Here is a 23,120-nt window from a genome sequence, read left to right as displayed (position 1 = left end):
GGCCTTGACCACCCTCGTCCGAATCATCCGGTCTTGTTCGTGCGTGCCGGATTTCGATCATTAACGCTGGGCCTCCGTCGTCCTCCCATCACCACAAGCGCGGCGCCACCCATCACCAGCGCAATGCCAACCAGGGTTACCGGCGCTGGCACTTCCTTCAGGAAGAGCATGCCGATCAAGACGGCAAAGCCCGGTGCGAGAGCGCCGAAGATCGCAGCCCTGGGCGCACCCAGCCGGCGCACGGCCTCCGTGTAGAAGTACATCCCCAGGATGGCCACCGCGATCCCCTGCGCGACCACCTGGAACGCCACGGCCGCAGGTGGTGCCGAGAAGAGCTTGGGCTTCAGCCAGATGAAATAGACGGGCGCGAACAAGACGGCGGAACACACGTTCACCAAAGCGGTCGCATGCCAAGGGCTGACGCCGGAACGCCGCTGGGCGATCGTGAAGCTGGCAAAGCACAGGCCGGCCAGCAGAAACAACAAGTCACCCCGCCACTCGCCCGCCGCCCGGTTCGCGAACAATGCATAGCCGCCGATGCAGAACACGCCTGCCACGACCACCCCCATGCCTGCCAACTGCGGCTTCGCGAACCGCTCTCCGAAGAAGAGACCGGACAGCACCGCGACCCAGATCGGCATGGTGCCGATCATGAGCGTGGCGACATGCGACGCAGGCGCAAACTGCATGCCCACCGACCCGAGCATCATGAAAGGAACGCCCGCACCGAGCACCATCACGAGCATTCGCACGACGCCGATTCTTTCGATCCCGAAGCCGTTTCGAACCAGGATCGGCCACAGCAAGAGCGCCGAAACACCGAAGCGCAGAAAGGTCACGTCGTGCGGCCCCAAAGTGGTGGTGACGGCAAAGCGCGTCGCGACCGACCAACTCGACCAGATCAGCGCGACAGCGAGGCCGCAGAGCACCCCAAGGACGATGGCCCGTCGACCGCCGGAGCCGGCCTGCGAATGATTGATTACCGCGGCCACCTCATCTTCCCTTGCGCAAGATCTTGATGATTCCGATGGCGTCGTCTTGCGCCAGCCCGGCCGCCATCGCCTCGGCGAACAACGAGTGATTGACCGTGGCGATCGGCAGCCACACGCCACGTTGAGCCGCCTCCTCGCAAACCAGACCGATGTCCTTGGCCACGTGGCGAATGGGCGCCTGCTGCGTGAAATCGTCCGCCACCAGCTTGGCGACCTTGGAGCGCAACACGTCGTTGGCAAGCGGCCCCGCCTGGGCCAGCTCCAGGAACAGCGGCACGTCGAGGCCAATGCCTGCGGCGAAGTGCGTTGCCTCGGAGATCGCCTCGAAGCATGCGATCAGCAAGAGTTGATTGGCGAGCTTCATCCGCATGGCGGTCGGGACCGGCCCGCAGCGCACCGTCTTCTTGCCGACGGCATCGAAGATCGACTGGACGTAGTCGATGTGGCTCTCTTCTGCAGCCGACGCCAGGATGACGAGTTGCGCCGTCTCCGCTGGCTGCCTGGAACCCGAAACGGGAGCCTCGACGTAGCGCGCGCCGACGGCTTCGAGGCTCTTGGCAAGCTCGACTGAATAGGCCGGCGCAACAGTGGCCATCAACACGATGGTCTTGCCCCACACCGGCGCCCGGATCGCGCCTTGCTGCGTACGCTCCAACGCCTGGTCGACTTCCACGTGACTGGGCACCATGAGGATGACGGCCTCGGAAACCTCGATGGCTTCGCGAGCGGACTCTGCAACCTGGATGCCCAATGGCCTCAGGGGATCGCATCGGCTTGGTGTTCGGTTGTAGACCGTGACGCCATGCCCTGCCTTGTGGAGATTTCTAGCCATGGGTTCGCCCATGACACCGACGCCGACTATTCCAACTTTCATGTGAGAGCTTTCCTTTGCCGCTTTAGCGGACCGATTCAGGCTGTACTCACTTTAGGCAAAACCCCACTTTCTAGAAAACGAGTTATCGAGAACGAAAAGTTCGGAACGGGCGATGTATGGAGCTATCTGATCTTCAAGTGTTCAGGGCAGTGATCAAGGCCGGCGGCATAGCGCGCGCAGGGGAAGTGCTGCATCGTGCTCAGTCGAGCGTGTCAGCGCGCATTCAGGTGCTGGAAGAGAAGTTGGGCGTGGAGCTGTTCACGCGGGAGGGCCGAAAAATGCATCTCTCGCCGTCCGGCCGAATCCTCGCGACCTACGCGGACCGCTTGCTGGATCTGGCCAGCGAGGCCGCGAGTGCTGTTCGGATGGATCGACCCATCGGAGTGATGCGGCTTGGCGCCATGGAGAGCACGGCGGCGGTACGTCTGCCGGAGCCGCTTGGTCGATTTCACGAGCGCTACCCGGAGGTCGCGCTGGAGCTCTACTCAGGGAACCCGCAGCAGCTGATCGACCAGGTTGTCGATGGCAGTCTCGATGCGGCACTCATCGCGGAGCCGGTGACGGACCGCAGGCTGGCGTCGATGATCATCTATGACGAGGAACTGGTCATCGTGGCCGAGGCGAAGCACGCCACGATCTCGGGGCCGAAGGACCTGTCTTCGACGACGATACTTGCCTTCCATCCAGGCTGCCCGCATCGCAAGCGACTCGAAGACTGGTTTGCGCGCGCGCACGTCACGCCAGAGCGCATCGTCGAAGTCGCCTCGTACAACCTCATCCTCGGCTGCGTCGCGGTCGGCATGGGGATCGCGCTGTTGCCTCGCAGCGTGCTCCAGGTCTATGCGGAGCGCGACCGGCTGAGCGTTCACAAGCTTCGCTCGACATTCGGGCATGCGAAGACCTGCCTGATCTGGCGCAAGGAGGCGCCTCAGGCGAATGTCCTTGCGCTGTCCTCGGTGTTGCTCGAACGGAGCAGGACTCAGCCTGCGACCAGCGAAGCGAAATCGAAACCAAGATGAGCCCGGTCCGATCGGGCGCGGGTACTCTCAAGGGCGTCGAAACGCCGCCGATGGCCGCTCACACGGGCACCGCATTCGCCACGATCAACCGCGAGGTCGCCCGCGTCGCCCCCACATAGAACAAGCGCATCTCCTCCAGCGGATCGCCCTCCTCCGCGGTATTGCGATCACCACCCGCCACGGCCTGCCGCGCGCCCATCACCGCCACTACCGGAAACTCCAGCCCCTTGCTCGCATGCAGGGTCATCACCTTGATGGTGACGGCCAGCGGGTCGAAGTCGCGCGCGCCCTTGCGCACCTTGTGCGGCAGGCGGCGGCGGCTTAGCGCCTTGGCGCATTCGTCCATCAGCGCCCAGCTGCGGCACAGCACCGCCATGTCGCCCCAGGCATGGCCTTCGTTGTGGGCGCTGGCCATCAGCTCGGCGATGCGCTCGGCCTGCTCGCGCGGAGTCGGCAGGTCGATGACGATCGGCTCGGCGCCGTCGCGGCTGCAGCTCACGGGGTGCAGCAGCGGGATGCCGTCGTCGTCCTGCTCCTGCGCGCGCAGCAGATCGGTCGCCATCGCGCTGGCGGCCTGCAGGATCTGGCGGGTGTTGCGGCAGTCGCCCGAATTTTCGGCACCCACCTTTCGTTCCATCAACTGGCAGGCATCGCCCTAACCAGAAGCCGCCAAAGCTGCTCATCGAAGTCCCGGTCCACCGCCGCCTGCCCCGTGCGCACGACAACCAGCTTGCGGCTCGGCACGACGAACAGCCTGCGGTCCAGCGCGCCCATCGCAGCCACCATGTCCGCAGGAGCGGCGGCGACCAACGGACCGGGCCGACGCCGCGCATTGGCGCCCACACCGACGGTCTCAGCGCCACCGTTGAGCCACCAGAGCCGTCCATAGGATGGATTCGTCTTCGTCCGCACGAAGAGCGCATCGAACTGCGCCTTGGAAATCACGCGCACGCCCGCGTCCGTCACTCCGCCGTTCAAAACGACCTGCCCCATGCGGGCGATGTCCCCCGGCGTCGTGACCAGTCCAGTCGGGTTGCCGACATCCGCCATCAGCGCCGGACGCTTGCGCCAGCCCGTGTCGTTCATGCCGGCGGGGCGCGCGAGCCAGGCTTGAGTGATCTCGGTCAGCGGCTGCTTGGCCGCCGCTTCGAGCACCGGCTTCATCACCGCGTAGCCCGGCGTGTTGTAGAAGAACTTCGCGTCCGGCGCCGCGTCGAAGCTCAGGTCTTCCTTCAAGCCCGAATTCATCTCCATCAGGTTGCGCACGGCAATCGCGGCCTCCTGCTGCGGCGTCGCCTTCGACCAGCCAGCGCCGATGTACGACGTCACCGGCCGCGAGACATCCAGCAAACCCTTGTCGACCGCGATACCGGCGAGGATCGCAACGAAGCTCTTCTGCTGCGAGGCGACGTCCTCCAGCGTTGCGCCGTCCGCCGCCGTGCCGTGCACGAAGGCGGCACGGAATCCCCTGGCGTCCGCGGCCGGCGGCCAGAGTTTCTCGGCGATGAGTTTGTCGTTCTGGACGATGACCAGGCCGGTCGACTTCTGGCGGGCGACATAGTCGATCACCGCATCGAGTGCCGCGGCGTTCCAGCCCGCGGCGACAGGGTCGACGCTGGCCGGCTCGGCGCGTGGCGCGCCGGCCGGCATCGCGATGGCGCACAGCGTGGCCAGCGCCACCGCGCAGAGGGCCGCCAGCGATCTGCGCATGGCGCCGCTCGCCCTCAAGCCAGCTTGAAAGGCAGCTCCCGCACCGGCTTGCCAGTGATCGCCGCCACCGCATTCGCAAACGCTGGCGCCAACGGCGGCAGGCCCGGCTCGCCCATGCCCGTAGGCGCATCCGCACTCGGCACCGTGAACACGGCGATCTGCGGCATGTCCGTCATCCGCGGCACCACGAAGTCGCCGAAGTTGCTCTGCTGCACCACGCCGTCCTTCAAGGTGATCGCGGCGCCCGGCAGGCACATCGACAGCGCCATCACCGCGCCGCCCTGCACCTGCGCCTCGACGCTCTTCGGGTTGACCACCAGGTTGCAGTGCACGCCGGCCGTCACGTTGTGCAGCGTGGGCGTGCCGTCCTTCACCGAGGCTTCGACCACATAGGCCACCACCGAGTCGAAAGACTCATGCACCGCCACGCCCCAGGCCCGGCCGGCTTCGAGCTTCTTCTTGCCATAGCCGGACTTGTCGACCGCCAGCTGCAGCGCCGCCTTGTGGCGCGGGTGCTTGTCGCCGATGAGCTTCATGCGGTAGGCGACCGGGTCCTGCCTGGTGGTGCGCGCGATCTCGTCGAGCAGCGTCTCCATGACGAAGGCCGTGTGGGTCGACCCCACGCTGCGCCACCACAGCACCGGCACGTTGAGCTTGGGGTGGTGCACCGTGAGTCGCATCGGCAGCGCATACGGCTCCTTCATGCCTTCGACCGCGGTGGCGTCGATGCCGTCCTTGACCATCATCGGCTCGAACATGCTGCCCATCAGCAGCGACTGGCCGACGATGACGTGGTCCCAGCCCGTGACGTTGCCCTGCGCGTCGAAGCCGATCTTGGCGGTGTGCAGATGCATCGGGCGGTAGTAGCCGCCCTTGATGTCGTCCTCGCGGCTCCACAAGGTGCGGATCGGCGCCTTGATGCCCGCCGCCTGCGCAGCCTTGACCACGCCGCAGGCCTCGACCACGAAATCACTTGTCAGCAAGCCGCGACGGCCGAAGCCGCCGCCCGCCATCTGCACGTTGACCTTGACGTTCTCGGGCGGCACGCCCAGCACCTTGGCCGCCGCCATACCGTCGATGCCCGGCATCTGCGTGCCGGTCCACACGACCGCCTTGCCGCCGACCAGGTGGACGGTGCAGTTGAGCGGCTCCATCGGCGCATGCGCCAGGTACGGGAAGACGAACTCGGCATCGATCTTGTGCGCCGCGCCGGCGATCTTCGAGACGTCGGCGTCGTACTTGCGGGCGCCCGGCTTGGTGGCGAGCTCGCGGTATTGCACCAACTGCTTCTCGCTGTCGACCTTCTCGACGCCGCTCGCGTCCCATTCGATCTTGAGCGCATCGCGGCCCTGCTTGGCGGGCCAGTAGCCATCGGCGACCACGGCCACGCCTTCGGCACCGCGGTCGAGCGGCACGCGCAGCACGGCCTTGACGCCCTTGATCGCCTTCGCGGCGCTGTCGTCGACCGACTTGATCTTGGAGCCGAACACCGGCGGATGCGCCACCACGGCGGTCAGCATGCCGGGCAGCTTCATGTCGATGCCGTAGTCCTGATGGCCGCTGGACTTGGCCTTCGCATCGAGCCGGCCGGTGGGCTTGCCGATGAGGCGGAAGTCCTTCGGGTCCTTGAGCTTGACCGTCTCGGGCACCGGCTGCTTCATCGCCGCTTCGGCCAGCTCGCCGTAGCCGAGCTTCTTGCCCAGGGGGCTGATGACGAAGCCGTCGCGCGTCTGCAGCGAGGCCGGGGCGAGCTTCCACTGGGCCGCCGCCGCGCCGACCAGCATGGCGCGCATGCGGGCGCCGAGTTCGCGGTACTGGGTGTACGAGTTCTTGATCGAGCCCGAGCCGCCCGTGATGTGCATGCCGAAGGCGGGGTCGACGTAGGCCGGGTCGTTGCTGCCGTGCACGCTCTTGACCTTCGACCAGTCGGCGTCGAGTTCTTCGGCCAGGATCATCGGCAGGCCGGTCTGCACGCCCTGGCCGAAGTCGAGCCGGTTGATGGTGATGGTGGTGGTGCCGTCGCGGTCGATGTGCACGAAGGCAGCCGGCTGCTGCAGCGGCTTCAAGCCCGCCGCGGCCTTGGCGGGTGCTGCTGCCGCTGCGCTCTTGCCGTCTTCCTGCGCCAGCACGGCCGTCGGGAAAACGCCGAGCGCGAAGCCGCCCGCCGCCGTGAGCTTGAGGAAGCTGCGGCGCGGGAGGCCCTGGGGTTCGGCTTGTTCATCGTCGCGCGTGGTCATCAGCGCGCGAAGATTGGCGGGCAGCTCGAAGGTGGTCGGGTCGAAGTTCATGGTGATCCCCTTGTCCTTCAAGCCAGTGCCTTGGCGGCGTCGGCCACCGCGGCGCGGATGCGGGCGTAAGTGCCGCAGCGGCAGATGTTGCCGGCCATCGCCGAATCGATGTCGGCATCGCTGGGCAGCTTGCCGGGCGCGATCGTCTTGAGGAAGGCCGTGGCCGACATGATCTGCCCGCTTTGACAGTAGCCGCACTGCGCCACGTCGTGCTTGACCCAGGCGGCGCTCACGGCCTTGCCGACCTTGTCGCTGCCGTCGGTGACGGCCTCGATGGTGGTGATCTTCTGGCCCGCCGCGGCCGAGATCGGCGTGATGCACGAGCGGATCGCCTGGCCGTTGAGGTGCACCGTGCAGGCCCCGCAAAGCGCCGCGCCGCAGCCGAACTTGGTGCCGGTCATGCCCAGCGTGTCGCGCAAGGCCCAGAGGATGGGGGTGGAGGGGTCGGCGTCGACCTGCCGGTCCTTGCCGTTGATGCTGAGGGTGGTCATGGTGGGCTCTCTTCTTTTGGGTGAACAAAAATTCGGCTAAACGATAGACCTGTGGCTTCGGCGGGTCAAGGGGTTTTCAGGCTTTGATGCCGTCCCAGCAGAGGCCGAAGGCCATGGCCAGGTTGGCGTCGGTGCGCTGGAGGGCGCCCGAGCGAAGCAGGTTGGCGGTCTCGCGCACCGAGCCGCCGAAGCTGTTGATGAGCAGCACGGTGGGCACATCCTTCAGGATCTGCTGCGACTTGGCGGTCTCGATCAGGTCGATCCAGGCCTTGATGAGCCGGGCCGAGAGGTTGCGGCTCTCTTCGCTGAACCAGGGGGAGTTGTAGTACTGCTCGATGAAGACGACCTGCGCATAGTGCGTGAGTCGGTGGTCGAGCCAGTTCATCCACATGTGCTGGAAGCGGCTGCGAAACGGCGCCTTGGGGTCGTCGCCGTGCATGAGGCTGGCCGTGGTCGAGGTCTTGGCCTGCTCGTAGAGCGCGACCATCAGCTCTTCCTTCGACTTGAAGTAGACGTACAGCGTGCCCGTGGCCAGGCCCGCCTCGCGCGCGATGGCCGCCATGGTGAGGCCGCTCAGGCCGGTCTGCTCGACCAGCGTGAAGGTGGCCTCGGCGATGGCGCGGAGCTTTTCGTCGTCCTTGGGTTTCACGGGGGCGATCTTAGTACTTTCTGGCGCTTTGGCGAACGATTATTCGCTCAACGGGCAACAATGGGCGGTGCATCGCATCGCCAGTCAGGGCCACAATCGACGCCGAATTCGTCGAAAGGAACAGATGGCGATGTCGAACGAAGCAGTGGTCGTCACCCAGGCCGTCGATGTCCCGGCCGACGTGGTCTACGCCTTCGCCCGCCAGATGGACAAGCTGCCGCTCTGGGCATCCGGCCTGGCCAAGGGCATCACGCAGCGCGATGGCGAATGGTTCGCAGACTCGCCGATGGGCGAGGTCAAGGTGGCGATGGCGCCCGCCAATGCCTTCGGCGTGCTCGACCACGACGTCACGCTGCCGAACGGCGTCAGCGTCCACAACGCGTTCCGGGTCACGCCCTGCGGCGACGGCAGCCTGCTGAGTTTCGTGGTCATTCGGCCGGCGGACGCCAGCGCGCAGAGCTTCGAGGCGGACGTCGCCCATGTGCGCCGGGACCTGGCGGCGTTGAAGCAACTGGTGGAGCGGCAGCACCCATGACCCCGATCCGGATCACCACCCAGCGGCTGCAGCTTCGCGAGTGGAAGGAATCCGATCGCGCGCCGTACGCCGAGATGAACGCGGATCCGATGGTCATGCGCTTCTTCGCTGGCCTGAAGACCCGCGAGGCCAGCGATCGCGAGCTGGACGGCTGGCAGGCCGGCTTCGACGCCCGGGGCTGGGGCAACTGGGCGGTGGAGACGCGCGAGTCCCCGGGTCTCATCGGCTTCATCGGCCTGTCGATCCCGCGCCGGGCCCTGCCCTTCATGCCGTGCGTGGAACTCGGCTACCGCCTGGCCCGGGCGCATTGGGGAAAGGGCTACGCCACCGAGGGTGCCAGGGCGGCGCTGCACGTGGCCTTCGAGCAACTTCGGCTCGAAGAAATCGTGTCGTTCACGCCGCTGGTCAACCTGCCTTCGCGCGCGGTCATGGCGCGCGTCGGCATGACCACCAACCCCGACGAGGATTTCGACCACCCCAATCCGGCCTTGCCGGAGGGCGAACTGAAGCGGATGTGCCTTTACCGGCTCAGCCGCGAGACCTGGCTGCGCAACCAGCGGGCTTGAGGCTGCCGGATGCCGGCGCTTCAATTCGGAATATTCGGCTCGACCAGCTGGGCCAGCGACACGAGCGACTCCTGCCAGCCCAGGTAGCACATCTCGACAGGAATCATCTCGGGGATGCCTTCCTGCACGATCGCCACGTCAGTGCCGCAGGACACGGCGGTGAGGGTCACGGTGGTCTTCATGGTGCCCGGCAGGTTGGGGTCATCGAAGCTCGCGTCGTAGGCGATACGCTGGCCGGGCACGAGTTCGAGGTACTTGCCGCCGAAGGAGTGGCTGTGGCCGCTGCTAAATGTGGTGAAGGACATGCGCCAGGCGCCGCCGACCACGGGCTCCATGCTGTGGACTTCGCCGGTAAAGCCGAAGGGCGGCAGCCAGCGCTCGAATGCCTTGGGTTCGACGAAGGCACGGTAGACCCGCTCGGGCGGGGTGCGCAGCACGCGGTGCAGACGGACGGTGTTGGTAGCCATGGTTGCGTTCTCCTGGATGTGAAGAGGATGACCCTCGATGGGTACGTCGAATGAGCCAGCGGCGATTCGACACCAGATCGAAAGAAAAAACCGCCCAACGCCCGCAGAACACACACCATCGTTCGGTTTTCCCGAAAGCCAGCATCGCCATTCGACGGCTACCCCAAACGACCCGTCAACCCCACACTTCGTACATCTCTTCAATCCACCTCGCCATTCAAAGGATCCACCATGAACCGCCTCGAAGGAAAAGTCGCCCTCATCACCGGCGCCAGCGCCGGCATCGGCCATGCCACCGCCAAGCTGTTCGCGGCCGAAGGCGCCAGGCTGGTCGTCGGCGCACGCCGCGCGGCCGAGCTCGACCAGCTGGTGGCCGAGATCCGGGCCGCCGGCGGACAAGCCGTCGCGCTCGCTGGCGACGTGCGCTCGGAAGACTACGCACGCGCCCTGGTCGCGCTGGCCGTTTCGACCTACGGCCGCCTCGACGTCGCCTTCAACAACGCCGGCACCCTGGGCGAAGGCGGTCCCAGCACCGGCGTCAGCGAAGCCGGCTGGACCGACACCCTGGCGATCAACCTGACCGGTGCCTTCCTGGGCGCCAAGCACCAGGTCGCGCAGATGCTGGAGAACGGCGGCGGCTCGGTGATCTTCACCTCGACCTTTGTCGGCCACAGCTTCGCCTTCCCCGGCGTGGCCGCCTATGCGGCGAGCAAGGCGGGCCTGATCGGCCTCACCCAGGCGCTGGCCGCCGAGTACGGCCCGCAAGGCGTGAGGGTCAATGCGATCCTGCCGGGCGCGGTCGACACCGACATGTACCGCACGATGAACGACACCAAGGAATCGCAGTCCTTCATCACCAACCTGCACGCGCTCAAGCGGGTCGCGCGGCCCGGGGAGCTGGCGCGCTCGGTGCTGTACCTGGCCTCGGACGACTCTTCCTTCGTCACCGGCACCGCATCGCTGGTCGACGGCGGTGCCTCCATCACCCGCACCTGAGGCAGCGAATGCGGCTCCTTGGCGCCCGGCGAGCAGGAAAGACTAAAGTGCTTGCCGTGCGTGACAACAAGGACCCTGGGCATGGTGAAGCTGGATGGCATGGCCACCTTCGTGGCGGTCGCGGAGTCTGGCTCCATCAGCGAAGCATCGCGGCGGCTGAACTTCTCCAAGTCGGTCGTCAGCGAGCGCCTGGCCGACCTTGAGAAAGAGCTCGGCGTCCGGCTGCTGCATCGCTCGACCCGCAAGCTCACGCTCACCGAAGACGGCGCCACTTTCCTGGCGCGGGCCTCGGCCATCATGCGCGAGATCGAGGAGGCCACCGCCGAGCTGGCGCAGCGGCGCGGCACGCTGGTCGGGCCCCTGCGGATCTCCGCGCCGGTCACCTTCGGGCGCATGCATCTCGGTCCGGCGCTCTATCCCTTCATCGCGGCCCATCCGGGCGTCGAGCTCACGCTCGAACTCGACGACCGGAGAGTCGATGCCGCATCGGATGGCTACGACGGCGTGGTCCGCAACGGACCCCTGGCCGATTCGCGCCTGGTGGCCTGGACGCTGGCCCGCAGCCGCCGCGCGCTGGTCGCCTCGCCGGACTACCTGGCCCAGCACGGCCGGCCCGCGAGCGCCGAGGACCTGCAGCGCCATCGCGGCGTCTTCTATACGAACCGCGGCGTGGCCGACTGGCAGTTCCGCCGCGATGGCGAGCTGGTGTCGGTGCGCGCCTCGCGCGCCCTGCGCGTGAACAACGGCGACATGATGCGCGACGCCTGCGAGGCCGGCCTGGGCATCGCGCTGCTGCCCACCTTCATCGTCGGCGAGTCGCTGCGTGCCGGCAGGCTGGTGGCCATCGACATCGGCCTGCCTTCCGAAGAAGAGTTCCTGTACGTGGCGCATCCGGAAGGTCGCTCGCCCTCGGCCAAGCTGCGGGCCATGACGGATGCGCTGAAGACCGCCTTCGGGGATCCGCCGTATTGGGATTCGGACGGCTGACGGCCGCCAGGGCGGCGCCTACTGCATCTGCCGCACGATATCCAACGCCTCCTCGATCCGCTCAACCGCGTGGATCGTCAGGCCCTCGATCTCCTTCGTGCCCTTGCGCGGCGCATTGGCCTTGGGCACCACCGCCACGCTGAAACCCAGCTTGGCCGCCTCACGCAGGCGCTCCTGGCCGCGCGGCGCCGGCCGCACCTCGCCGGCCAGGCCCACTTCGCCGAAGGCGATGAAGCCCTTGGGCAGCGGCTTGCCGCGCAGGCTGGACGTGATCGCGAGCATCACGGCGAGGTCGGCCGCCGGCTCGCTGATGCGAACCCCGCCGACCGCGTTGACGAACACGTCCTGGTCCATGCAGGCCACGCCCGCATGGCGGTGCAGCACCGCCAGCAGCATCGCCAGGCGGTCGCGGTCCAGGCCGACCGACAGCCGCCGCGGGCTCGGGCCGCCGTTGTCGACCAGCGCCTGGATCTCGACCAGCATCGGCCGCGTGCCCTCCAAGGTGACCAGCACAACGCTGCCGGGCACCGGCTCGGCGTGCTGGCTCAGGAAGATCGCGCTCGGGTTGGCCACGCCCTTCAGGCCGCGCTCGGTCATCGCGAAGACGCCGATCTCGTTGACCGCGCCGAAGCGGTTCTTGATGGCGCGCACCAGCCGGAAGCTCGAATGCGTGTCGCCCTCGAAGTACAGCACCGTGTCGACCATGTGCTCGAGCACGCGCGGGCCGGCCAGCGCGCCTTCCTTGGTGACGTGGCCCACCAGCACGATGGCGGTGCCGCTGGCCTTGGCGAAGCGCGTGAGGTGCGCGGCGCATTCGCGCACCTGCGCCACCGAGCCCGGGGCCGAGGTGAGCTGGTCGGAGTAGACGGTCTGGATCGAGTCGATCACCGCGATCGCCGGGCGGTGCACGTCCAGCGTGGCGATGATCTTCTCCAGCTGGATCTCGGCCAGCACCTGCACCTGCGAATGGTCGAGGCCGAGCCGGCGCGAGCGCAGCGCCACCTGCGCGCCGCTCTCCTCGCCCGTGACGTAGAGCGCGTTGCGCCCGGCGTGCTGCAGCGCATCGACCGCCTGCAGCAGCAGGGTCGACTTGCCGATGCCGGGGTCGCCGCCGATCAGGGTCACGCCGCCGTCGACGATGCCGCCGCCCAGCACGCGGTCGAGTTCGTCGATGCCGGTGGGCGTGCGGGCGATGTCGGTGGCCTCGATTTCCGAGAGCGTCGCCAGTTCGGCCGAGCCGGCCAGCGAGGAGAACTGGGTGCCGAAGCGGTTGTTGGCCGGCGCGCCCGGAGCGGGGCCGACCTGTTCGATCAATGTGTTCCAGGCGCCGCAGCTCGGGCATTTGCCGAGCCACTTGGGGCTGGTGCCGCCGCATTCGCTGCAGACGAAGAGGGTTTTTTCCTTGGCCATGGGGGGTGAGTGTAGGGATGCACGCGGGCCGCTTCGGGCAGACAATGCGGGCGGACTTGCAAGGAGCCCGACATGACCCCGACCCTGATGCTCGTGATCTACATGGCCATCCTGACCTGGCTCGCCCTGCTCGTGGCCAGCCTCATCCGGGTCAAGGGCTGGACGCCTTCGGGCACCCTGCTCGCGCTGGGCAACCGCGAGAACCTGCCCGCGCCCACGCCGATCGCTGGGCGTGCCGAGCGCGCGGCCCGCAACACGCTCGAGAACTTCGTGCTGTTCGCCGCGATCGCGCTGGTGGCGCATGCGGCGGGCGCGACCAGCCCGAAGGTGGCGACGGGCGCGCAGATCTTCTTCTGGGCGCGGGTGCTGTACCTGCCGGTCTACTGCGCCGGCATCACCTATCTGCGCACGGCGATCTGGGTGGTCAGCGTCGTGGGGCTGGCGATGATGGTCCTGGGCCTGCTTTGACCCGCAACCGCCCGGCAGCGGGTCAGCCCTGCCTTCGCCGCCCGCCGCGGTCTCCGTGGCGCGGAATCCAGTAGCCCAGCGTCGCCGCCGCGGCCAGGGCCATCAGCCCGACCACCGCGATCCCCGAAGCCAGCGACAGGCTGGCGGCCAGGAAGGACAGCAGCGCCGGCCCGCACGATGACCCGATGTCGGACATCAGCCGCCACACGCCCAGGAAGTGCGCGCGCCCGTGGCGCGGCGAGTGGTCGGCGCCGACGGTCATGATGATCCCCGAGCCGATGCCGTTGCCGAAGCCGATGGCCAGCGCCGCGCACAGCAGCGTCAAGGTGCCGGTGGTCAGGGGCATCAGCAGCATCGCCAGCCCCATGATCAGCATCGACGGCACCGCGACCCAGACCCGGCCCTTCAGGTCCATCACCTTGCCGGCCGGGTAGAACACCAGCATGTCGATGCCGCCGGCCAGCCCGTAGATCAGCGAGGCCACCGAGGGCGCCAGCGCCAGGTGGTCGGCCCACAGCGGGATCACGGCCTGGCGCGATGCGCGCACGGCGCTGATCAGCACCACGCCGATGCCCAGGGTCAGGAAGACGTGCTTGTGATCGCGCAGGGTCGAGGCGATGGTCGGCGCGGCCGCCGGCGCATGCCCGGGCGGCAGCGGCGGCGCCTCGAGATCCGGAATGCGCGCACCGACGATCGCCGCCCCCATGGCGCCGACGATGCCGACGACATAGGCGGCCTGCAGGCCGAAGCCATGCACCGTGGCCGCCGCCAGGAAGGGGCCGATGAACATGCCGATGCGCATCACGCCACCCAAGGTCGACAGCGCGCGCGCACGGTAGGCGATGGGCACGGCCTCGGTCATGTAGCTCTGGCGCGCCAGGTTGTAGATCGCCTGCGACATGCCGACCATGAAGCAGCCGGCCCCGAACAGGGCCAGGTGCGAGGTGCCGACGCACAGCGCCATGCCGAGCGCGCTCCACACGCCGGCCGCGACGATGGCCCAGCGCTCGCCCCAGCGCATCGTGATGAGCGAGGCCGGGATGTTGTTGAGCAGCGAGCCGATGCCGATCAGCGCGACCATCAGCGCCGCCATCGGGACGGAGGCGCCCAGGTCGCGCGCCGTGAGCGGCACGATCGGCAGGATGGCGCCCTCGCCGATGCCGAACAGCAGCGACGGCCCGAAGGCCGGGGCGGCGATGCGACGCAGGGAGAACGAGGACGACGACGGCGAGGCAGGCGAAACGGCGGACGGGGATGGCATGCGCGGAGGGGTTCGGGTGGGTGGCCGCGGCCCGCGCGGGCGGACAAAGGCGCGGCCATTGTCTCGCCGATGGCGGAAGTCTGCAGGGCCGGGGGCACTGCCGTGCCGGCCACGTTGACGTCGCGGTCCACGGCAACCTAGCATCGGCCAGCAACGCCCTCGGCGATGCGAAAGGGGACCGCCGATGACCTCCGCCTCATCCACCTTCGTCGCCAATGACGCCGATGCCTACGAAAAGCTCATGGGCCGCTGGAGCCGCCAGCTGGCACTGCCCTTCCTGGATTTCGTCGGCAGCGCCGATGGCGAGCGCGTGCTCGACGTCGGCTGCGGCACCGGGCACCTGGCCTTCGCGGTGACGCGCCGCACCGGGGCCGGCGAGGTGCGGGGCATCGACCTGGCCGAGCCCTACATCGCCCATGCCCGGCGCCACAACCAGGACCCGCGCATCGTCTTCGAGGTGGGCGACGCCTGCGCGCTGCCCTACCCGGACCGGCACTTCGACCGCGTGCTGTCGCTGCTGGTGCTGCACTTCGTTCCGGACACGGGCAAGGCGATCGCCGAGATGCGGCGGGTCGCCAAGCCGGGGGCGGTGGTCGGCGCGGCGGTGTGGGACGCGCGCGGCGGCTTCGTCTCGAACCGCATGTTCTTCGACACCGCGGCCGCGGTGGACCCGTCAGGAAGGGAGCGCCGCGCCAGCAGCTACACGCGGCCGATGACGCGGCCCGGCGAACTGGCCAAGGCATGGCGCGAGGCCGGGCTGAAATCGGTCGCCGAGACATCGCTCGCGATTCGCATGGAGTTCGCGTCCTTCGCGGATTACTGGACGCCCTTCGAAGGCCGTGACGGCCCGGTCGCCGAGTACTTGTCGACGCTGGACCCGGAGCAACGCGCCCGGCTGAGAGAGGCGGTCGAGTCGGCCTACCTCGACGGCGAGGCGGACGGGCCGCGCTCCTATGCAGCGCTGGCGTGGGCGGTCAAGGGACAGGCGCCAGCCTAAAGGCCGGTCAGCCCGCGTTCTTCAGCGATTGCTTGGCCTTGTCGGCCGAGGCCTTCGAACGGTTCTTGTGATAGCCCGACTTGACGTTGTTGACCGTCTTGCCGACCGGGCCGCTCTTCTCGGCCTCGCTGTCCGCGCGCTTCTCGTCGATCTTGTGCTTGGCCGCATCGGTGGCCTCCGAGGCAGCCTTGCCAACCTGGGCGCCACCGGTCAGGACGGTGAGGGAGGCGGCGAGTGCGAACAGCATCTTCTTCATTGGATCTTCCGGGGTAGTGTGGTGAAGACCGATGGTTTCATGCGGCCGGGCGAGGATGCGTCAGCACTGGCCGCGCTGGAGGTCGCCAAGGCGCCGACAACGCGTGTCAGGTTTTGGCGCGTGCGCCGCCTAAATCAGCACCCGCCTCAACGACCGTACGCGCTGCCACACTTGCGCCGGCGTATAGCTCACACCCATGACCCGCACGCACCGCTCCAGCCATCCAGCGCGTTCGCCCATGCGGTCGATCGCGCGCTGCAGGTCGCGGCGGATCGAATCGCCGTAAGCGCCCTCGGCCTTCGCGACCGCGCGGCGCAGCAGCGGCAAGGCGGGCTTCATCATCGCGAGGTCGATCAGGTCGCGGCTGAATACGCCATCGTCGGCCCAGCGGTCGGAGTTGGCGAGCAGCTTGGTGGTGCCCATGTCCAGCGACGTAAGCGTGGGCACGCCACACAATTCGTCGGCCCGGCCGGGTAGCTCCAGTGCGATTCGGGCCTCGAACACGACCTCGAACTTGATCGGCTGGCCCTCGACCAGCAGACGGGTGCGGATGCCGAATTGATCGGCGCGCAACTCGCCGGGCTGTACGTCCGAAGTCGCATCGGCCCGCGTGATGGCCTTCCATCCGCCGACGCCAGTCATGGCTTGTCGAAGCTCGCGGTACGCCGCCAGGTCCGACACCAGGAAGTCGATGTCCAGCGATTCGCGGTACTCGCCGAAGCGCAGCGCGATCGCAGTGCCACCGCCGAACAGGCAGCCCCGTTGGCGCAGCAGCGACCCGTCGAGCGTTTGGAGCACTCGTCCAATGCGGCGATGGTGCGGTCGATCAAACAATGGGATCACTCCCGAGCGCCGATCGCAAGGACTCGACCAGATCTCTCTCGTCATCGGACAGCGCTGCCGGGTCCAGGTGGCGCCAGTTGCGTTCGTAGATGCCCAGGGCTTCGCGCGGCGTGAGTTCCTGCGGACCGTGGACCTGCCACGCGAGTTGCCTGAGCCAGGGGTAGTCGGCAATGCGGATGCGCGCGGGCAGCCAGCCCGACCGATGCGCTTCGGCGGACTGCTGCGGCAGCCCCGCCGTCAGTTGGAGGCCGAGCGCCGCCAGCACCCGGAGGTAGGCACCGATGGTGACCGCGGACTCGCCCTTCTCGATGCGGTGCAGCGTCACGCGCGACAACCCGGCGGCCTCGGCCGCGGCCACCGCGCTGACCTTCAGATCCTTGCGCCGGTGGCGTACGGTGGCGGCGATGGCGGCGAGGTCAGCGGCGGATTGAGGGGTGAGTTCCGGACCGTGAGCAGGCATAAGTGTTTCCCATTCTTGGCAAATTCGATAATTTGTCAAGAATGAGAAACGTTTTCCTTGCATCGCAGCCTGGCTGGGTTTACCCCTAGTCCCGCGCGCTTGACCCAACTATTTAATATATTAAATAATCCACTCCAACATGGACATGCGCAGCACCGCCTTCTCCCACCGCAACCTGCCGCGCCTGCTGCTGCAGGCGCGCGAGGCGGTCATGGGCCATACGCGGCCGAGCCTGCGCGAGCACGCGCTGTCCGACCAGCAGTGGCGCGTGCTGCGGGTGCTGGGCGAGCATGGCGCGGTCGAGACCGGCCGGGTGGCGCGCGAGGCCTTCATCCTCGGGCCGAGCCTGACCGGCGTGCTGGCGCGCATGGAGCGCGACGGCCTCATCGCGCGCAGCCGCGACCCAGAAGACCAGCGCCGCACCGTGGTCGAGGCCACGGCCCGCGGCCACCAGCTGGTGACGCAGCTCTCGACCAGCATCGAGGCGCACTACGTCTGGATGGAAGAAGCGATGGGCAAGGAGAAGCTGGCCCAGCTCTACCAACTGCTAGACGAATTGATTGCATTGGAACAACCATGACCCCCACGTTCGGCACTTCGTGTCCTCTCTGCCCCCCGAGGGGGCGCGTTTCGCCTTGGGGCGGCCCGGCGGCGAAACCATGAGCTACCTACCATCCGGCACCGTCTACGGCGTGCTGCTGAACTTCCGCGCGGAAGTCGAGGCACTCGCGCCGCAGATGAACCAGCCGCCCTACAAGGCCCCACCGAAGGCCCCCGTGCTCTACGTCAAGACCGCCAACACCTGGAGCCCGCACGGCAGCGCGATCACCGTGCCGGCGCAGGTCGAAGCGGTCGAGATCGGCGCCACGGTCGCGATGGTGATCGGCGTCGACAACGACGTCGAAGGCTTCGTGCTGATGAACGACCTGTCGATCCCGCATGCGAGCTTCTTCCGCCCGCCGGTCAAGTTCAAGTGCGTCGACGGCTTCCTGGGCATCGGCGCGGCGATGCGCGATGCGCAGGAAGTGGCCGACCCGGCGCAGTTCCGGCTCGAGGTCCGCATCAACGGAGAGCTGAAGCAGTCGATCGATTTCTCGCAGACCGTGCGCAGCGCCGAGCAGCTGCTGGCCGATGTCGGCGAGTTCATGACGCTCGCGCATGGCGAGGTGCTGATGCTCGGCTGCGACGCCGGCCGCCCGCTGGCACGCCCCGGCGACCGCATCGAGATCGCGGCGCCGGGTTTCGAGACCCTGGTCAACACCCTCGTGAAGGAGCAGGCATGAAGCACGCGCGCATCCTGTTCGAAAACGCGGTGCACGACGCCGTGGAAGACGGCGGCCGGCTGCGCCTCGCCGACGGCCGCCAGGTCGAGGCCGATGCGGTCTCGTGGCTGCCGCCGCTCAAGCCCGTGCCGCGCCCGCGCACCATCCTCGCGCTGGGCCTCAACTACGCCGACCACGCCAAGGAACTGGAGTTCAAGGCCCCCGAGGAGCCGCTGGTCTTCGTCAAGGGCGAGAGCACGCTCACCGGCCACCGCCAGCTCACCTACCGGCCGTCGGAGGTGCAGTTCATGCACTACGAATGCGAGCTGGTGATCGTGGTCGGCAAGACCGCGAAGAAGGTGAAGCGCGACGACGCCTACGACTTCATCGGCGGCTACACGGTGGCCAACGACTACGCGATCCGCGACTACCTCGAGAACTGGTACCGCCCCAACCTGCGCGTGAAGAACCGCGACACCTGCACGCCGATCGGCCCCTGGCTGGTCGACGCCAAAGACGTGGCCGACCCCATGGCGCTGGCGCTCAGCACCACGGTCAACGGCAAGCTCACGCAGTCGGGCAACACGAAGGACATGATCTTCGACGCGCCCTTCCTGATCGAGTACTTCAGCGCCTTCATGACCCTGCAGCCCGGCGACCTGATCCTGACCGGCACGCCCGACGGCGTGGTCGATTGCCGCCCGGGCGACGTCATCGTGACCGAGATCGCGCAGATCGGCGCGCTGGTCAACACCATCGCCGCGGCCTGAGCGGCGCAGCAAACGGAGACAAGATGAAGAAGATGATCAAGCTCGCGACCGCGATGGTCGCGCTGGCCGCATCGGTGGTGGCGCTCGACGCACCGGCGCAAGGCTATCCGGCCAAGCCGGTGCGCTGGGTGGTCGGCTATCCGGCCGGCGGCGGCACCGACTTCCTGGCGCGCACCGCCGGCGCCCAGCTGTCGCAGCAGATCGGCCAGCCGGTGCTGGTCGACAACCGCCCCGGCGCCGCCGCCATCATCGCTTCCGAGAACGTGGCGCGCTCGCCCGGCGATGGCTACACCGTGTTCTCGGCCGACAACGGCGTGCTGGTCTACAACCCGGTGCTCTACAAGAAGCTGCCCTACGACAGCGAGAAGGACTTCGTCGCGCTCGGCATGATGGGGCGCTCGCCGCTCATCATCACGGCCGCGCCGGGCGCGGGCTTCGCCGACGCCAAGGCGCTGATCGCCGCGCTCAAGAAGGCGCCCGGCAAGTACAGCATCGCGACCCCTGGCGCCGGCAGCCCGCACCATCTCGCGCTCGAGCTGTTCCAGCGCGAGGCGGGCGTCTCGCTGCTGCACGTGCCCTACAAGGGCGGCGCCCCGGCGCTGCAGGATCTCATGGGCGGCCAGGTGCCGTTGATGATGCTCGACCTGCCGAGCGGCATCAGCGCCGTCAAGGCCGGCAAGGTGGTGCCGCTGCTCGCGATGTCGGGCGAGCGGGTGCCGCAGCTGCCGCAGGTGCCGACCGCGAAGGAACTCGGCTTCGCCGAGGTCGAGGCCTACACCTGGCAAGGCCTGGTGGCACCGGCCGCGACACCGAAGGACATCCAGCTGAAGCTCGGCACCGACCTGCTGAAGGCCATGAACGACCCCGCCGTGCGCCAGAAGCTGTTCGACGCCGGCTGGGAAGCCCGCCCCACCGACGCCGCCGACATGAGCCGCTACGTGCAATCGGAGCGCAAGAAGTGGCAGGCGCTGATCGCTTCGCGCGAGATCCGAATCGACTGACCCTGAAAGACATTCCCATGCAGATCGACCACCTCATCAACGGCAAGCCGGTCGCCGGCCGCGACTATTTCCAGACCGTCAACCCGGCTACGCAAGAAGTGCTGGCCGAGGTCGCCTCGGGCGGCGAGGCCGACGTTCACGCGGCCGTGGCCGCCGCCAAGGAGGCCTTCCCGAAGTGGGCCGGCCTGCCCGCGCCCGAGCGCGCGAAGCTGATCCGCAAGCTCGGCGACCTGATCGCCAGGAACGTGCCCGAGATCGCGCAGACCGAGACCAACGACTGCGGCCAGGTCATCGCCCAGACCGGCAAGCAGCTGGTGCCGCGCGCAGCCGACAACTTCTATTACTTCGCCGAGATGTGCACGCGGGTCGACGGCCACACCTACCCGACGCCCACCCACCTGAACTACACGCTGTTCCACCCGGTGGGCGTGTGCGCGCTGATCTCGCCGTGGAACGTGCCCTTCATGACCGCCACCTGGAAGGTCGCGCCCTGCCTGGCTTTCGGCAACACCGCGGTGCTGAAGATGAGCGAGCTGTCGCCGCTGACCGCCGCGCGCCTGGGCGAGCTGGCGCTTGAGGCCGGCATCCCGGCCGGCGTGCTGAACCTGGTGCACGGCTACGGCAAGGAAGCCGGCGAGCCGCTGGTGGCGCACCCCGACGTGCGCGCGATCTCGTTCACCGGATCGACCGCCACCGGCAACCGCATCGTGAAGAGCGCCGGCCTGAAGAAGTTCAGCATGGAGCTTGGCGGCAAGAGCCCGTTCGTGATCTTCGACGACGCCGACCTCGACCGCGCGCTCGATGCCGCCATCTTCATGATCTTCAGCAACAACGGCGAGCGCTGCACCGCGGGCTCGCGCATCCTGGTGCAGCAGTCGATCTATGCCGACTTCGCGGCGAAGTTCGCCGAGCGGGCGAAGCGCATCACGGTCGGCGATCCGCTCGACGAGAAGACCATCGTCGGGCCGATGATCTCGCAGGCCCACTTGGCCAAGGTGCGCAGCTACATCGAGCTGGGCCCGAAGGAAGGCGCGACCCTGCTGTGCGGCGGCCTCGGCGCGCCGGAGCTTCCCGATCGCGTGAAGAAGGGCAACTACGTGCTGCCCACCGTGTTCGCCGATGTCGACAACCGCATGAAGATCGCCCAGGACGAGATCTTCGGGCCGGTCGCCTGCCTGATTCCGTTCAAGGACGAGGCCGATGCGATCCGCCTGGCCAACGACATCGCCTACGGCCTGTCGAGCTATGTGTGGACCGAGAACATCGGCAAGGCGCACCGGGTCGCCGCCGCGGTCGAGGCCGGCATGTGCTTCGTCAACAGCCAGAACGTGCGCGACCTGCGCCAGCCCTTCGGCGGCACCAAGGCCTCGGGCACCGGTCGCGAGGGCGGCACCTGGAGCTACGAGGTGTTCTGCGAGCCGAAGAACATCGCGGTCTCGCTTGGATCGCACCACATCCCCCATTGGGGCGTCTGACCATGGGCAAGCTCGCACTCGCCGCCAAGATCACGCACGTGCCCTCGCTGTACCTCAGCGAGCTCGACGGCCCGCGCAAGGGCAGCCGGCAGGCCGCCATCGACGGCTTGAAAGAGATCGGCCAGCGCTGCCGCGACCTGGGCGTGGACACCATCGTGGTGTTCGACACCCACTGGCTGGTCAACGCCAGCTACCACCTGAACTGCGCGCCGCATTTCAAGGGCGTCTACACCAGCAACGAGCTGCCGCACTTCATCAGCAACATGCCCTACGAGGTGCCGGGCAACCCGACGCTCGGCAAGCTGCTGGCGCAGGCCTGCAACCAATGGGGCGTGGAGACGCTGGCGCACGACGCCACCACGCTCGGGCCCGAATACGGCACGCTGGTCCCGATGCGCTACATGAACGAGGACCTGCACTTCAAGGCGATCTGCGTCTCGGCGCTGTGCACCAGCCACTACCTGAACGACAGCGCCCGCCTGGGCTGGGCCATGCGGCGCGCGGTGGAGGACCACTACGACGGCACGGTCGCCTTCTTCGCCAGCGGATCGATGTCGCACCGCTTCGCGCAGAACGGGCTGGCGCCGCAGTTCGCCGACCGCATCTGGAGTCCGCTGCTCGAACGCATGGACCACGACGTGGTGCGGATGTGGGAGAACGGCGAATGGAATGACTTCTGCAGCATGCTGCCCGAGTACGCCGTCAAGGGCCATGGCGAGGGCTTCATGCACGACACGGCGATGGTGCTCGGCGCCCTGGGCTGGTCGGCCTACGACGGCCGCGCGGAGGTCGTGACGCCCTACTTCGGCTCCTCGGGCACCGGCCAGATCAACGTGGTGCTGCCGGTCACGCCGCAGGACGGCCGCGCCATTCCGAAGGCCCAGGCGTCCAGCGCCGAGGGCTTCCAGGCCGTCTCTCGCCTCTGAGGCCCCCATGCCGCACCTGGTCATTCTCTACACCCCCAACATCGAGCGCGAGACCGACATGTCGGCGCTCTGCCGCTCGCTCGCCGACTGCATGCTCGAACAGCGCGACGACGAGGGCCGGCAGGTCTTTCCGACCGGCGGCACCCGCGTGCTGGCCTACCCGGCGGCGCACCACGCGGTGGCCGACGGCAAGGCCGACTACGCCTTCGTCTACCTCAACCTGCGGATGGGCGCGGGCCGCTCGGCGTCTGTGCACGAGCGCGTCGGCGACGCCCTTCTGGGCGCGACGAAGGCGCACTTCGCGCCGGTCTTCGACCAGCGCCACATCGGCATCACGCTGCAGATCGACGAGAGCCCGGGCCAGGTCTACGACGGCAAGCACAGCAACCTGCATCCCCTCTTCAACAAGGCCTGAAC

Annotated in this window: 27 protein-coding genes; 14 read left to right on the top strand and 13 right to left on the bottom strand. The window is 67.8% G+C overall.

Annotation, left to right across the window (positions count from 1 at the left end; translation table 11 throughout):
• Positions 1-23 precede the first annotated feature (23 nt).
• A complete protein-coding gene (locus tag QZH52_RS24805) occupies positions 24-992 on the bottom strand; it encodes a DMT family transporter (RefSeq protein WP_301813233.1) in 969 nt (322 codons plus the stop codon).
• 1 nt (position 993) lies between these two features.
• The gene (locus QZH52_RS24800) at positions 994-1,905 is read right to left on the bottom strand and encodes an NAD(P)-dependent oxidoreductase (protein WP_301813326.1); all 912 of its coding nucleotides are present in this window, start codon (positions 1,903-1,905) and stop codon (positions 994-996) included.
• Between the two features lie 77 nt (positions 1,906-1,982).
• On the opposite strand from QZH52_RS24800, the gene QZH52_RS24795 reads away from it, so the two are divergent.
• Complete coding sequence (locus tag QZH52_RS24795; RefSeq protein WP_301813231.1) at positions 1,983-2,885, top strand: LysR family transcriptional regulator; 903 nt, start codon at positions 1,983-1,985, stop codon at positions 2,883-2,885.
• Positions 2,886-2,943: 58 nt separating this feature from the next.
• Here the strand turns inward: QZH52_RS24795 and QZH52_RS24790 are convergent, their stop codons facing one another.
• From QZH52_RS24790 to QZH52_RS24770, 5 genes are all read right to left on the bottom strand, one after another.
• Complete coding sequence (locus QZH52_RS24790) at positions 2,944-3,510, bottom strand: 3'-5' exonuclease (RefSeq protein WP_301813229.1); 567 nt, start codon at positions 3,508-3,510, stop codon at positions 2,944-2,946.
• Positions 3,511-3,521: 11 nt separating this feature from the next.
• Positions 3,522-4,565: a serine hydrolase domain-containing protein gene (locus QZH52_RS24785; RefSeq protein WP_301813227.1), complete on the bottom strand. Its 1,044-nt coding sequence runs from the start codon at positions 4,563-4,565 to the stop codon at positions 3,522-3,524.
• Positions 4,566-4,609: 44 nt separating this feature from the next.
• Positions 4,610-6,883, bottom strand: a complete 2,274-nt coding sequence (locus QZH52_RS24780; protein WP_436411629.1) for a xanthine dehydrogenase family protein molybdopterin-binding subunit — start codon at positions 6,881-6,883, stop codon at positions 4,610-4,612.
• Positions 6,884-6,900: 17 nt separating this feature from the next.
• Positions 6,901-7,374 (bottom strand): (2Fe-2S)-binding protein, encoded by a 474-nt coding sequence (locus QZH52_RS24775; RefSeq protein ID WP_286535094.1) that lies wholly within the window; start codon positions 7,372-7,374, stop codon positions 6,901-6,903.
• A gap of 76 nt (positions 7,375-7,450) precedes the next feature.
• Positions 7,451-8,023, bottom strand: coding sequence for a TetR/AcrR family transcriptional regulator (locus tag QZH52_RS24770; protein WP_301813225.1), 573 nt, complete (start codon positions 8,021-8,023; stop codon positions 7,451-7,453).
• A 130-nt stretch (positions 8,024-8,153) separates the two neighbouring features.
• On the opposite strand from QZH52_RS24770, the gene QZH52_RS24765 reads away from it, so the two are divergent.
• Positions 8,154-8,558, top strand: coding sequence for an SRPBCC family protein (locus QZH52_RS24765; protein ID WP_301813223.1), 405 nt, complete (start codon positions 8,154-8,156; stop codon positions 8,556-8,558).
• A complete protein-coding gene (locus tag QZH52_RS24760; RefSeq protein WP_301813221.1) occupies positions 8,555-9,124 on the top strand; it encodes a GNAT family N-acetyltransferase in 570 nt (189 codons plus the stop codon). The genes QZH52_RS24765 and QZH52_RS24760 overlap by 4 nt, the downstream gene beginning before the upstream one ends.
• 20 nt (positions 9,125-9,144) lie before the next feature.
• Here QZH52_RS24760 and QZH52_RS24755 read toward each other — a convergent pair whose 3' ends face one another.
• The gene (locus QZH52_RS24755; protein ID WP_286535098.1) at positions 9,145-9,591 is read right to left on the bottom strand and encodes an SRPBCC family protein; all 447 of its coding nucleotides are present in this window, start codon (positions 9,589-9,591) and stop codon (positions 9,145-9,147) included.
• A gap of 231 nt (positions 9,592-9,822) precedes the next feature.
• Here QZH52_RS24755 and QZH52_RS24750 point away from each other — a divergent pair, with 231 nt between their 5' ends.
• On the top strand, positions 9,823-10,587 hold the full coding sequence (locus QZH52_RS24750) for an SDR family oxidoreductase (RefSeq protein ID WP_301813220.1): 765 nt from the start codon (positions 9,823-9,825) through the stop codon (positions 10,585-10,587).
• Between the two features lie 81 nt (positions 10,588-10,668).
• A complete protein-coding gene (locus QZH52_RS24745; RefSeq protein ID WP_301813219.1) occupies positions 10,669-11,574 on the top strand; it encodes a LysR family transcriptional regulator in 906 nt (301 codons plus the stop codon).
• Positions 11,575-11,592: 18 nt separating this feature from the next.
• Here the strand turns inward: QZH52_RS24745 and radA are convergent, their stop codons facing one another.
• A complete protein-coding gene (gene radA, locus QZH52_RS24740; protein WP_301813216.1) occupies positions 11,593-12,984 on the bottom strand; it encodes a DNA repair protein RadA in 1,392 nt (463 codons plus the stop codon).
• Positions 12,985-13,056: 72 nt separating this feature from the next.
• On the opposite strand from radA, the gene QZH52_RS24735 reads away from it, so the two are divergent.
• Positions 13,057-13,452 carry an MAPEG family protein gene (locus QZH52_RS24735; RefSeq protein ID WP_301813215.1) on the top strand — a complete coding sequence of 132 codons (396 nt, stop codon included), beginning with the start codon at positions 13,057-13,059 and terminating at the stop codon, positions 13,450-13,452.
• Positions 13,453-13,474: 22 nt separating this feature from the next.
• Here QZH52_RS24735 and QZH52_RS24730 read toward each other — a convergent pair whose 3' ends face one another.
• A complete protein-coding gene (locus QZH52_RS24730) occupies positions 13,475-14,713 on the bottom strand; it encodes an MFS transporter (RefSeq protein ID WP_301813214.1) in 1,239 nt (412 codons plus the stop codon).
• A gap of 184 nt (positions 14,714-14,897) precedes the next feature.
• Between QZH52_RS24730 and QZH52_RS24725 the strand changes: the two genes are divergently transcribed.
• Positions 14,898-15,710, top strand: coding sequence for a class I SAM-dependent methyltransferase (locus QZH52_RS24725; RefSeq protein WP_301813212.1), 813 nt, complete (start codon positions 14,898-14,900; stop codon positions 15,708-15,710).
• Positions 15,711-15,717: 7 nt separating this feature from the next.
• Here the strand turns inward: QZH52_RS24725 and QZH52_RS24720 are convergent, their stop codons facing one another.
• The 3 genes from QZH52_RS24720 to QZH52_RS24710 form a co-directional block, all read right to left on the bottom strand.
• Positions 15,718-15,966 carry a hypothetical protein gene (locus QZH52_RS24720; protein ID WP_301813210.1) on the bottom strand — a complete coding sequence of 83 codons (249 nt, stop codon included), beginning with the start codon at positions 15,964-15,966 and terminating at the stop codon, positions 15,718-15,720.
• Positions 15,967-16,095: 129 nt separating this feature from the next.
• Positions 16,096-16,764 (bottom strand): nucleotidyl transferase AbiEii/AbiGii toxin family protein, encoded by a 669-nt coding sequence (locus QZH52_RS24715; protein ID WP_301813209.1) that lies wholly within the window; start codon positions 16,762-16,764, stop codon positions 16,096-16,098.
• Between the two features lie 28 nt (positions 16,765-16,792).
• Positions 16,793-17,269 carry a helix-turn-helix domain-containing protein gene (locus tag QZH52_RS24710; protein ID WP_301813208.1) on the bottom strand — a complete coding sequence of 159 codons (477 nt, stop codon included), beginning with the start codon at positions 17,267-17,269 and terminating at the stop codon, positions 16,793-16,795.
• Between the two features lie 139 nt (positions 17,270-17,408).
• On the opposite strand from QZH52_RS24710, the gene hpaR reads away from it, so the two are divergent.
• The 7 genes from hpaR (at position 17,409) to QZH52_RS24675 (ending at position 23,118) form a co-directional block, all read left to right on the top strand.
• Positions 17,409-17,849 (top strand): homoprotocatechuate degradation operon regulator HpaR, encoded by a 441-nt coding sequence (gene hpaR / locus QZH52_RS24705; RefSeq protein ID WP_436411628.1) that lies wholly within the window; start codon positions 17,409-17,411, stop codon positions 17,847-17,849.
• A gap of 79 nt (positions 17,850-17,928) precedes the next feature.
• A complete protein-coding gene (locus QZH52_RS24700; protein WP_301813207.1) occupies positions 17,929-18,552 on the top strand; it encodes a fumarylacetoacetate hydrolase family protein in 624 nt (207 codons plus the stop codon).
• On the top strand, positions 18,549-19,301 hold the full coding sequence (locus QZH52_RS24695) for a fumarylacetoacetate hydrolase family protein (protein WP_301813204.1): 753 nt from the start codon (positions 18,549-18,551) through the stop codon (positions 19,299-19,301). The genes QZH52_RS24700 and QZH52_RS24695 overlap by 4 nt, the downstream gene beginning before the upstream one ends.
• Positions 19,302-19,324: 23 nt before the next feature.
• On the top strand, positions 19,325-20,302 hold the full coding sequence (locus QZH52_RS24690) for a Bug family tripartite tricarboxylate transporter substrate binding protein (RefSeq protein WP_301813202.1): 978 nt from the start codon (positions 19,325-19,327) through the stop codon (positions 20,300-20,302).
• 17 nt (positions 20,303-20,319) lie between these two features.
• Entirely contained in the window at positions 20,320-21,777 is a 1,458-nt protein-coding gene (hpaE, locus tag QZH52_RS24685; protein WP_301813200.1) for a 5-carboxymethyl-2-hydroxymuconate semialdehyde dehydrogenase, read from the top strand.
• 2 nt (positions 21,778-21,779) lie between these two features.
• On the top strand, positions 21,780-22,703 hold the full coding sequence (gene hpaD / locus QZH52_RS24680) for a 3,4-dihydroxyphenylacetate 2,3-dioxygenase (RefSeq protein WP_301813198.1): 924 nt from the start codon (positions 21,780-21,782) through the stop codon (positions 22,701-22,703).
• 7 nt (positions 22,704-22,710) lie between these two features.
• Complete coding sequence (locus QZH52_RS24675) at positions 22,711-23,118, top strand: 5-carboxymethyl-2-hydroxymuconate Delta-isomerase (protein ID WP_301813195.1); 408 nt, start codon at positions 22,711-22,713, stop codon at positions 23,116-23,118.
• Positions 23,119-23,120 lie beyond the last annotated feature (2 nt).

Source organism: Variovorax ginsengisoli (assembly GCF_030486595.1).
Taxonomy (GTDB): domain Bacteria; phylum Pseudomonadota; class Gammaproteobacteria; order Burkholderiales; family Burkholderiaceae_C; genus Variovorax; species Variovorax ginsengisoli_B.
The sequence above is the reverse complement of the archived record's forward strand: the minus strand, read 5'-3'. Positions and strand labels throughout refer to the sequence as shown.

What these genes read in the sequence shown, in the direction of transcription:
- QZH52_RS24755 (WP_286535098.1), bottom strand. Translation starts at nt 9,591, where the DNA reads ATGGCTACCAACACCGTCCGTCTGCACCGCGTGCTGCGCACCCCGCCC.
- radA (WP_301813216.1), bottom strand. Translation starts at nt 12,984, where the DNA reads ATGGCCAAGGAAAAAACCCTCTTCGTCTGCAGCGAATGCGGCGGCACC.
- QZH52_RS24725 (WP_301813212.1), top strand. Translation starts at nt 14,898, where the DNA reads ATGACCTCCGCCTCATCCACCTTCGTCGCCAATGACGCCGATGCCTAC.
- QZH52_RS24775 (WP_286535094.1), bottom strand. Translation starts at nt 7,374, where the DNA reads ATGACCACCCTCAGCATCAACGGCAAGGACCGGCAGGTCGACGCCGAC.
- QZH52_RS24695 (WP_301813204.1), top strand. Translation starts at nt 18,549, where the DNA reads ATGAAGCACGCGCGCATCCTGTTCGAAAACGCGGTGCACGACGCCGTG.
- QZH52_RS24765 (WP_301813223.1), top strand. Translation starts at nt 8,154, where the DNA reads ATGTCGAACGAAGCAGTGGTCGTCACCCAGGCCGTCGATGTCCCGGCC.
- QZH52_RS24750 (WP_301813220.1), top strand. Translation starts at nt 9,823, where the DNA reads ATGAACCGCCTCGAAGGAAAAGTCGCCCTCATCACCGGCGCCAGCGCC.
- QZH52_RS24710 (WP_301813208.1), bottom strand. Translation starts at nt 17,269, where the DNA reads ATGCCTGCTCACGGTCCGGAACTCACCCCTCAATCCGCCGCTGACCTC.
- QZH52_RS24700 (WP_301813207.1), top strand. Translation starts at nt 17,929, where the DNA reads ATGAGCTACCTACCATCCGGCACCGTCTACGGCGTGCTGCTGAACTTC.
- QZH52_RS24720 (WP_301813210.1), bottom strand. Translation starts at nt 15,966, where the DNA reads ATGAAGAAGATGCTGTTCGCACTCGCCGCCTCCCTCACCGTCCTGACC.
- QZH52_RS24795 (WP_301813231.1), top strand. Translation starts at nt 1,983, where the DNA reads ATGGAGCTATCTGATCTTCAAGTGTTCAGGGCAGTGATCAAGGCCGGC.
- QZH52_RS24745 (WP_301813219.1), top strand. Translation starts at nt 10,669, where the DNA reads ATGGTGAAGCTGGATGGCATGGCCACCTTCGTGGCGGTCGCGGAGTCT.
- hpaR (WP_436411628.1), top strand. Translation starts at nt 17,409, where the DNA reads ATGGACATGCGCAGCACCGCCTTCTCCCACCGCAACCTGCCGCGCCTG.
- QZH52_RS24760 (WP_301813221.1), top strand. Translation starts at nt 8,555, where the DNA reads ATGACCCCGATCCGGATCACCACCCAGCGGCTGCAGCTTCGCGAGTGG.
- QZH52_RS24735 (WP_301813215.1), top strand. Translation starts at nt 13,057, where the DNA reads ATGACCCCGACCCTGATGCTCGTGATCTACATGGCCATCCTGACCTGG.
- QZH52_RS24690 (WP_301813202.1), top strand. Translation starts at nt 19,325, where the DNA reads ATGAAGAAGATGATCAAGCTCGCGACCGCGATGGTCGCGCTGGCCGCA.
- QZH52_RS24780 (WP_436411629.1), bottom strand. Translation starts at nt 6,883, where the DNA reads ATGAACTTCGACCCGACCACCTTCGAGCTGCCCGCCAATCTTCGCGCG.
- QZH52_RS24675 (WP_301813195.1), top strand. Translation starts at nt 22,711, where the DNA reads ATGCCGCACCTGGTCATTCTCTACACCCCCAACATCGAGCGCGAGACC.
- QZH52_RS24730 (WP_301813214.1), bottom strand. Translation starts at nt 14,713, where the DNA reads ATGCCATCCCCGTCCGCCGTTTCGCCTGCCTCGCCGTCGTCGTCCTCG.
- hpaD (WP_301813198.1), top strand. Translation starts at nt 21,780, where the DNA reads ATGGGCAAGCTCGCACTCGCCGCCAAGATCACGCACGTGCCCTCGCTG.
- hpaE (WP_301813200.1), top strand. Translation starts at nt 20,320, where the DNA reads ATGCAGATCGACCACCTCATCAACGGCAAGCCGGTCGCCGGCCGCGAC.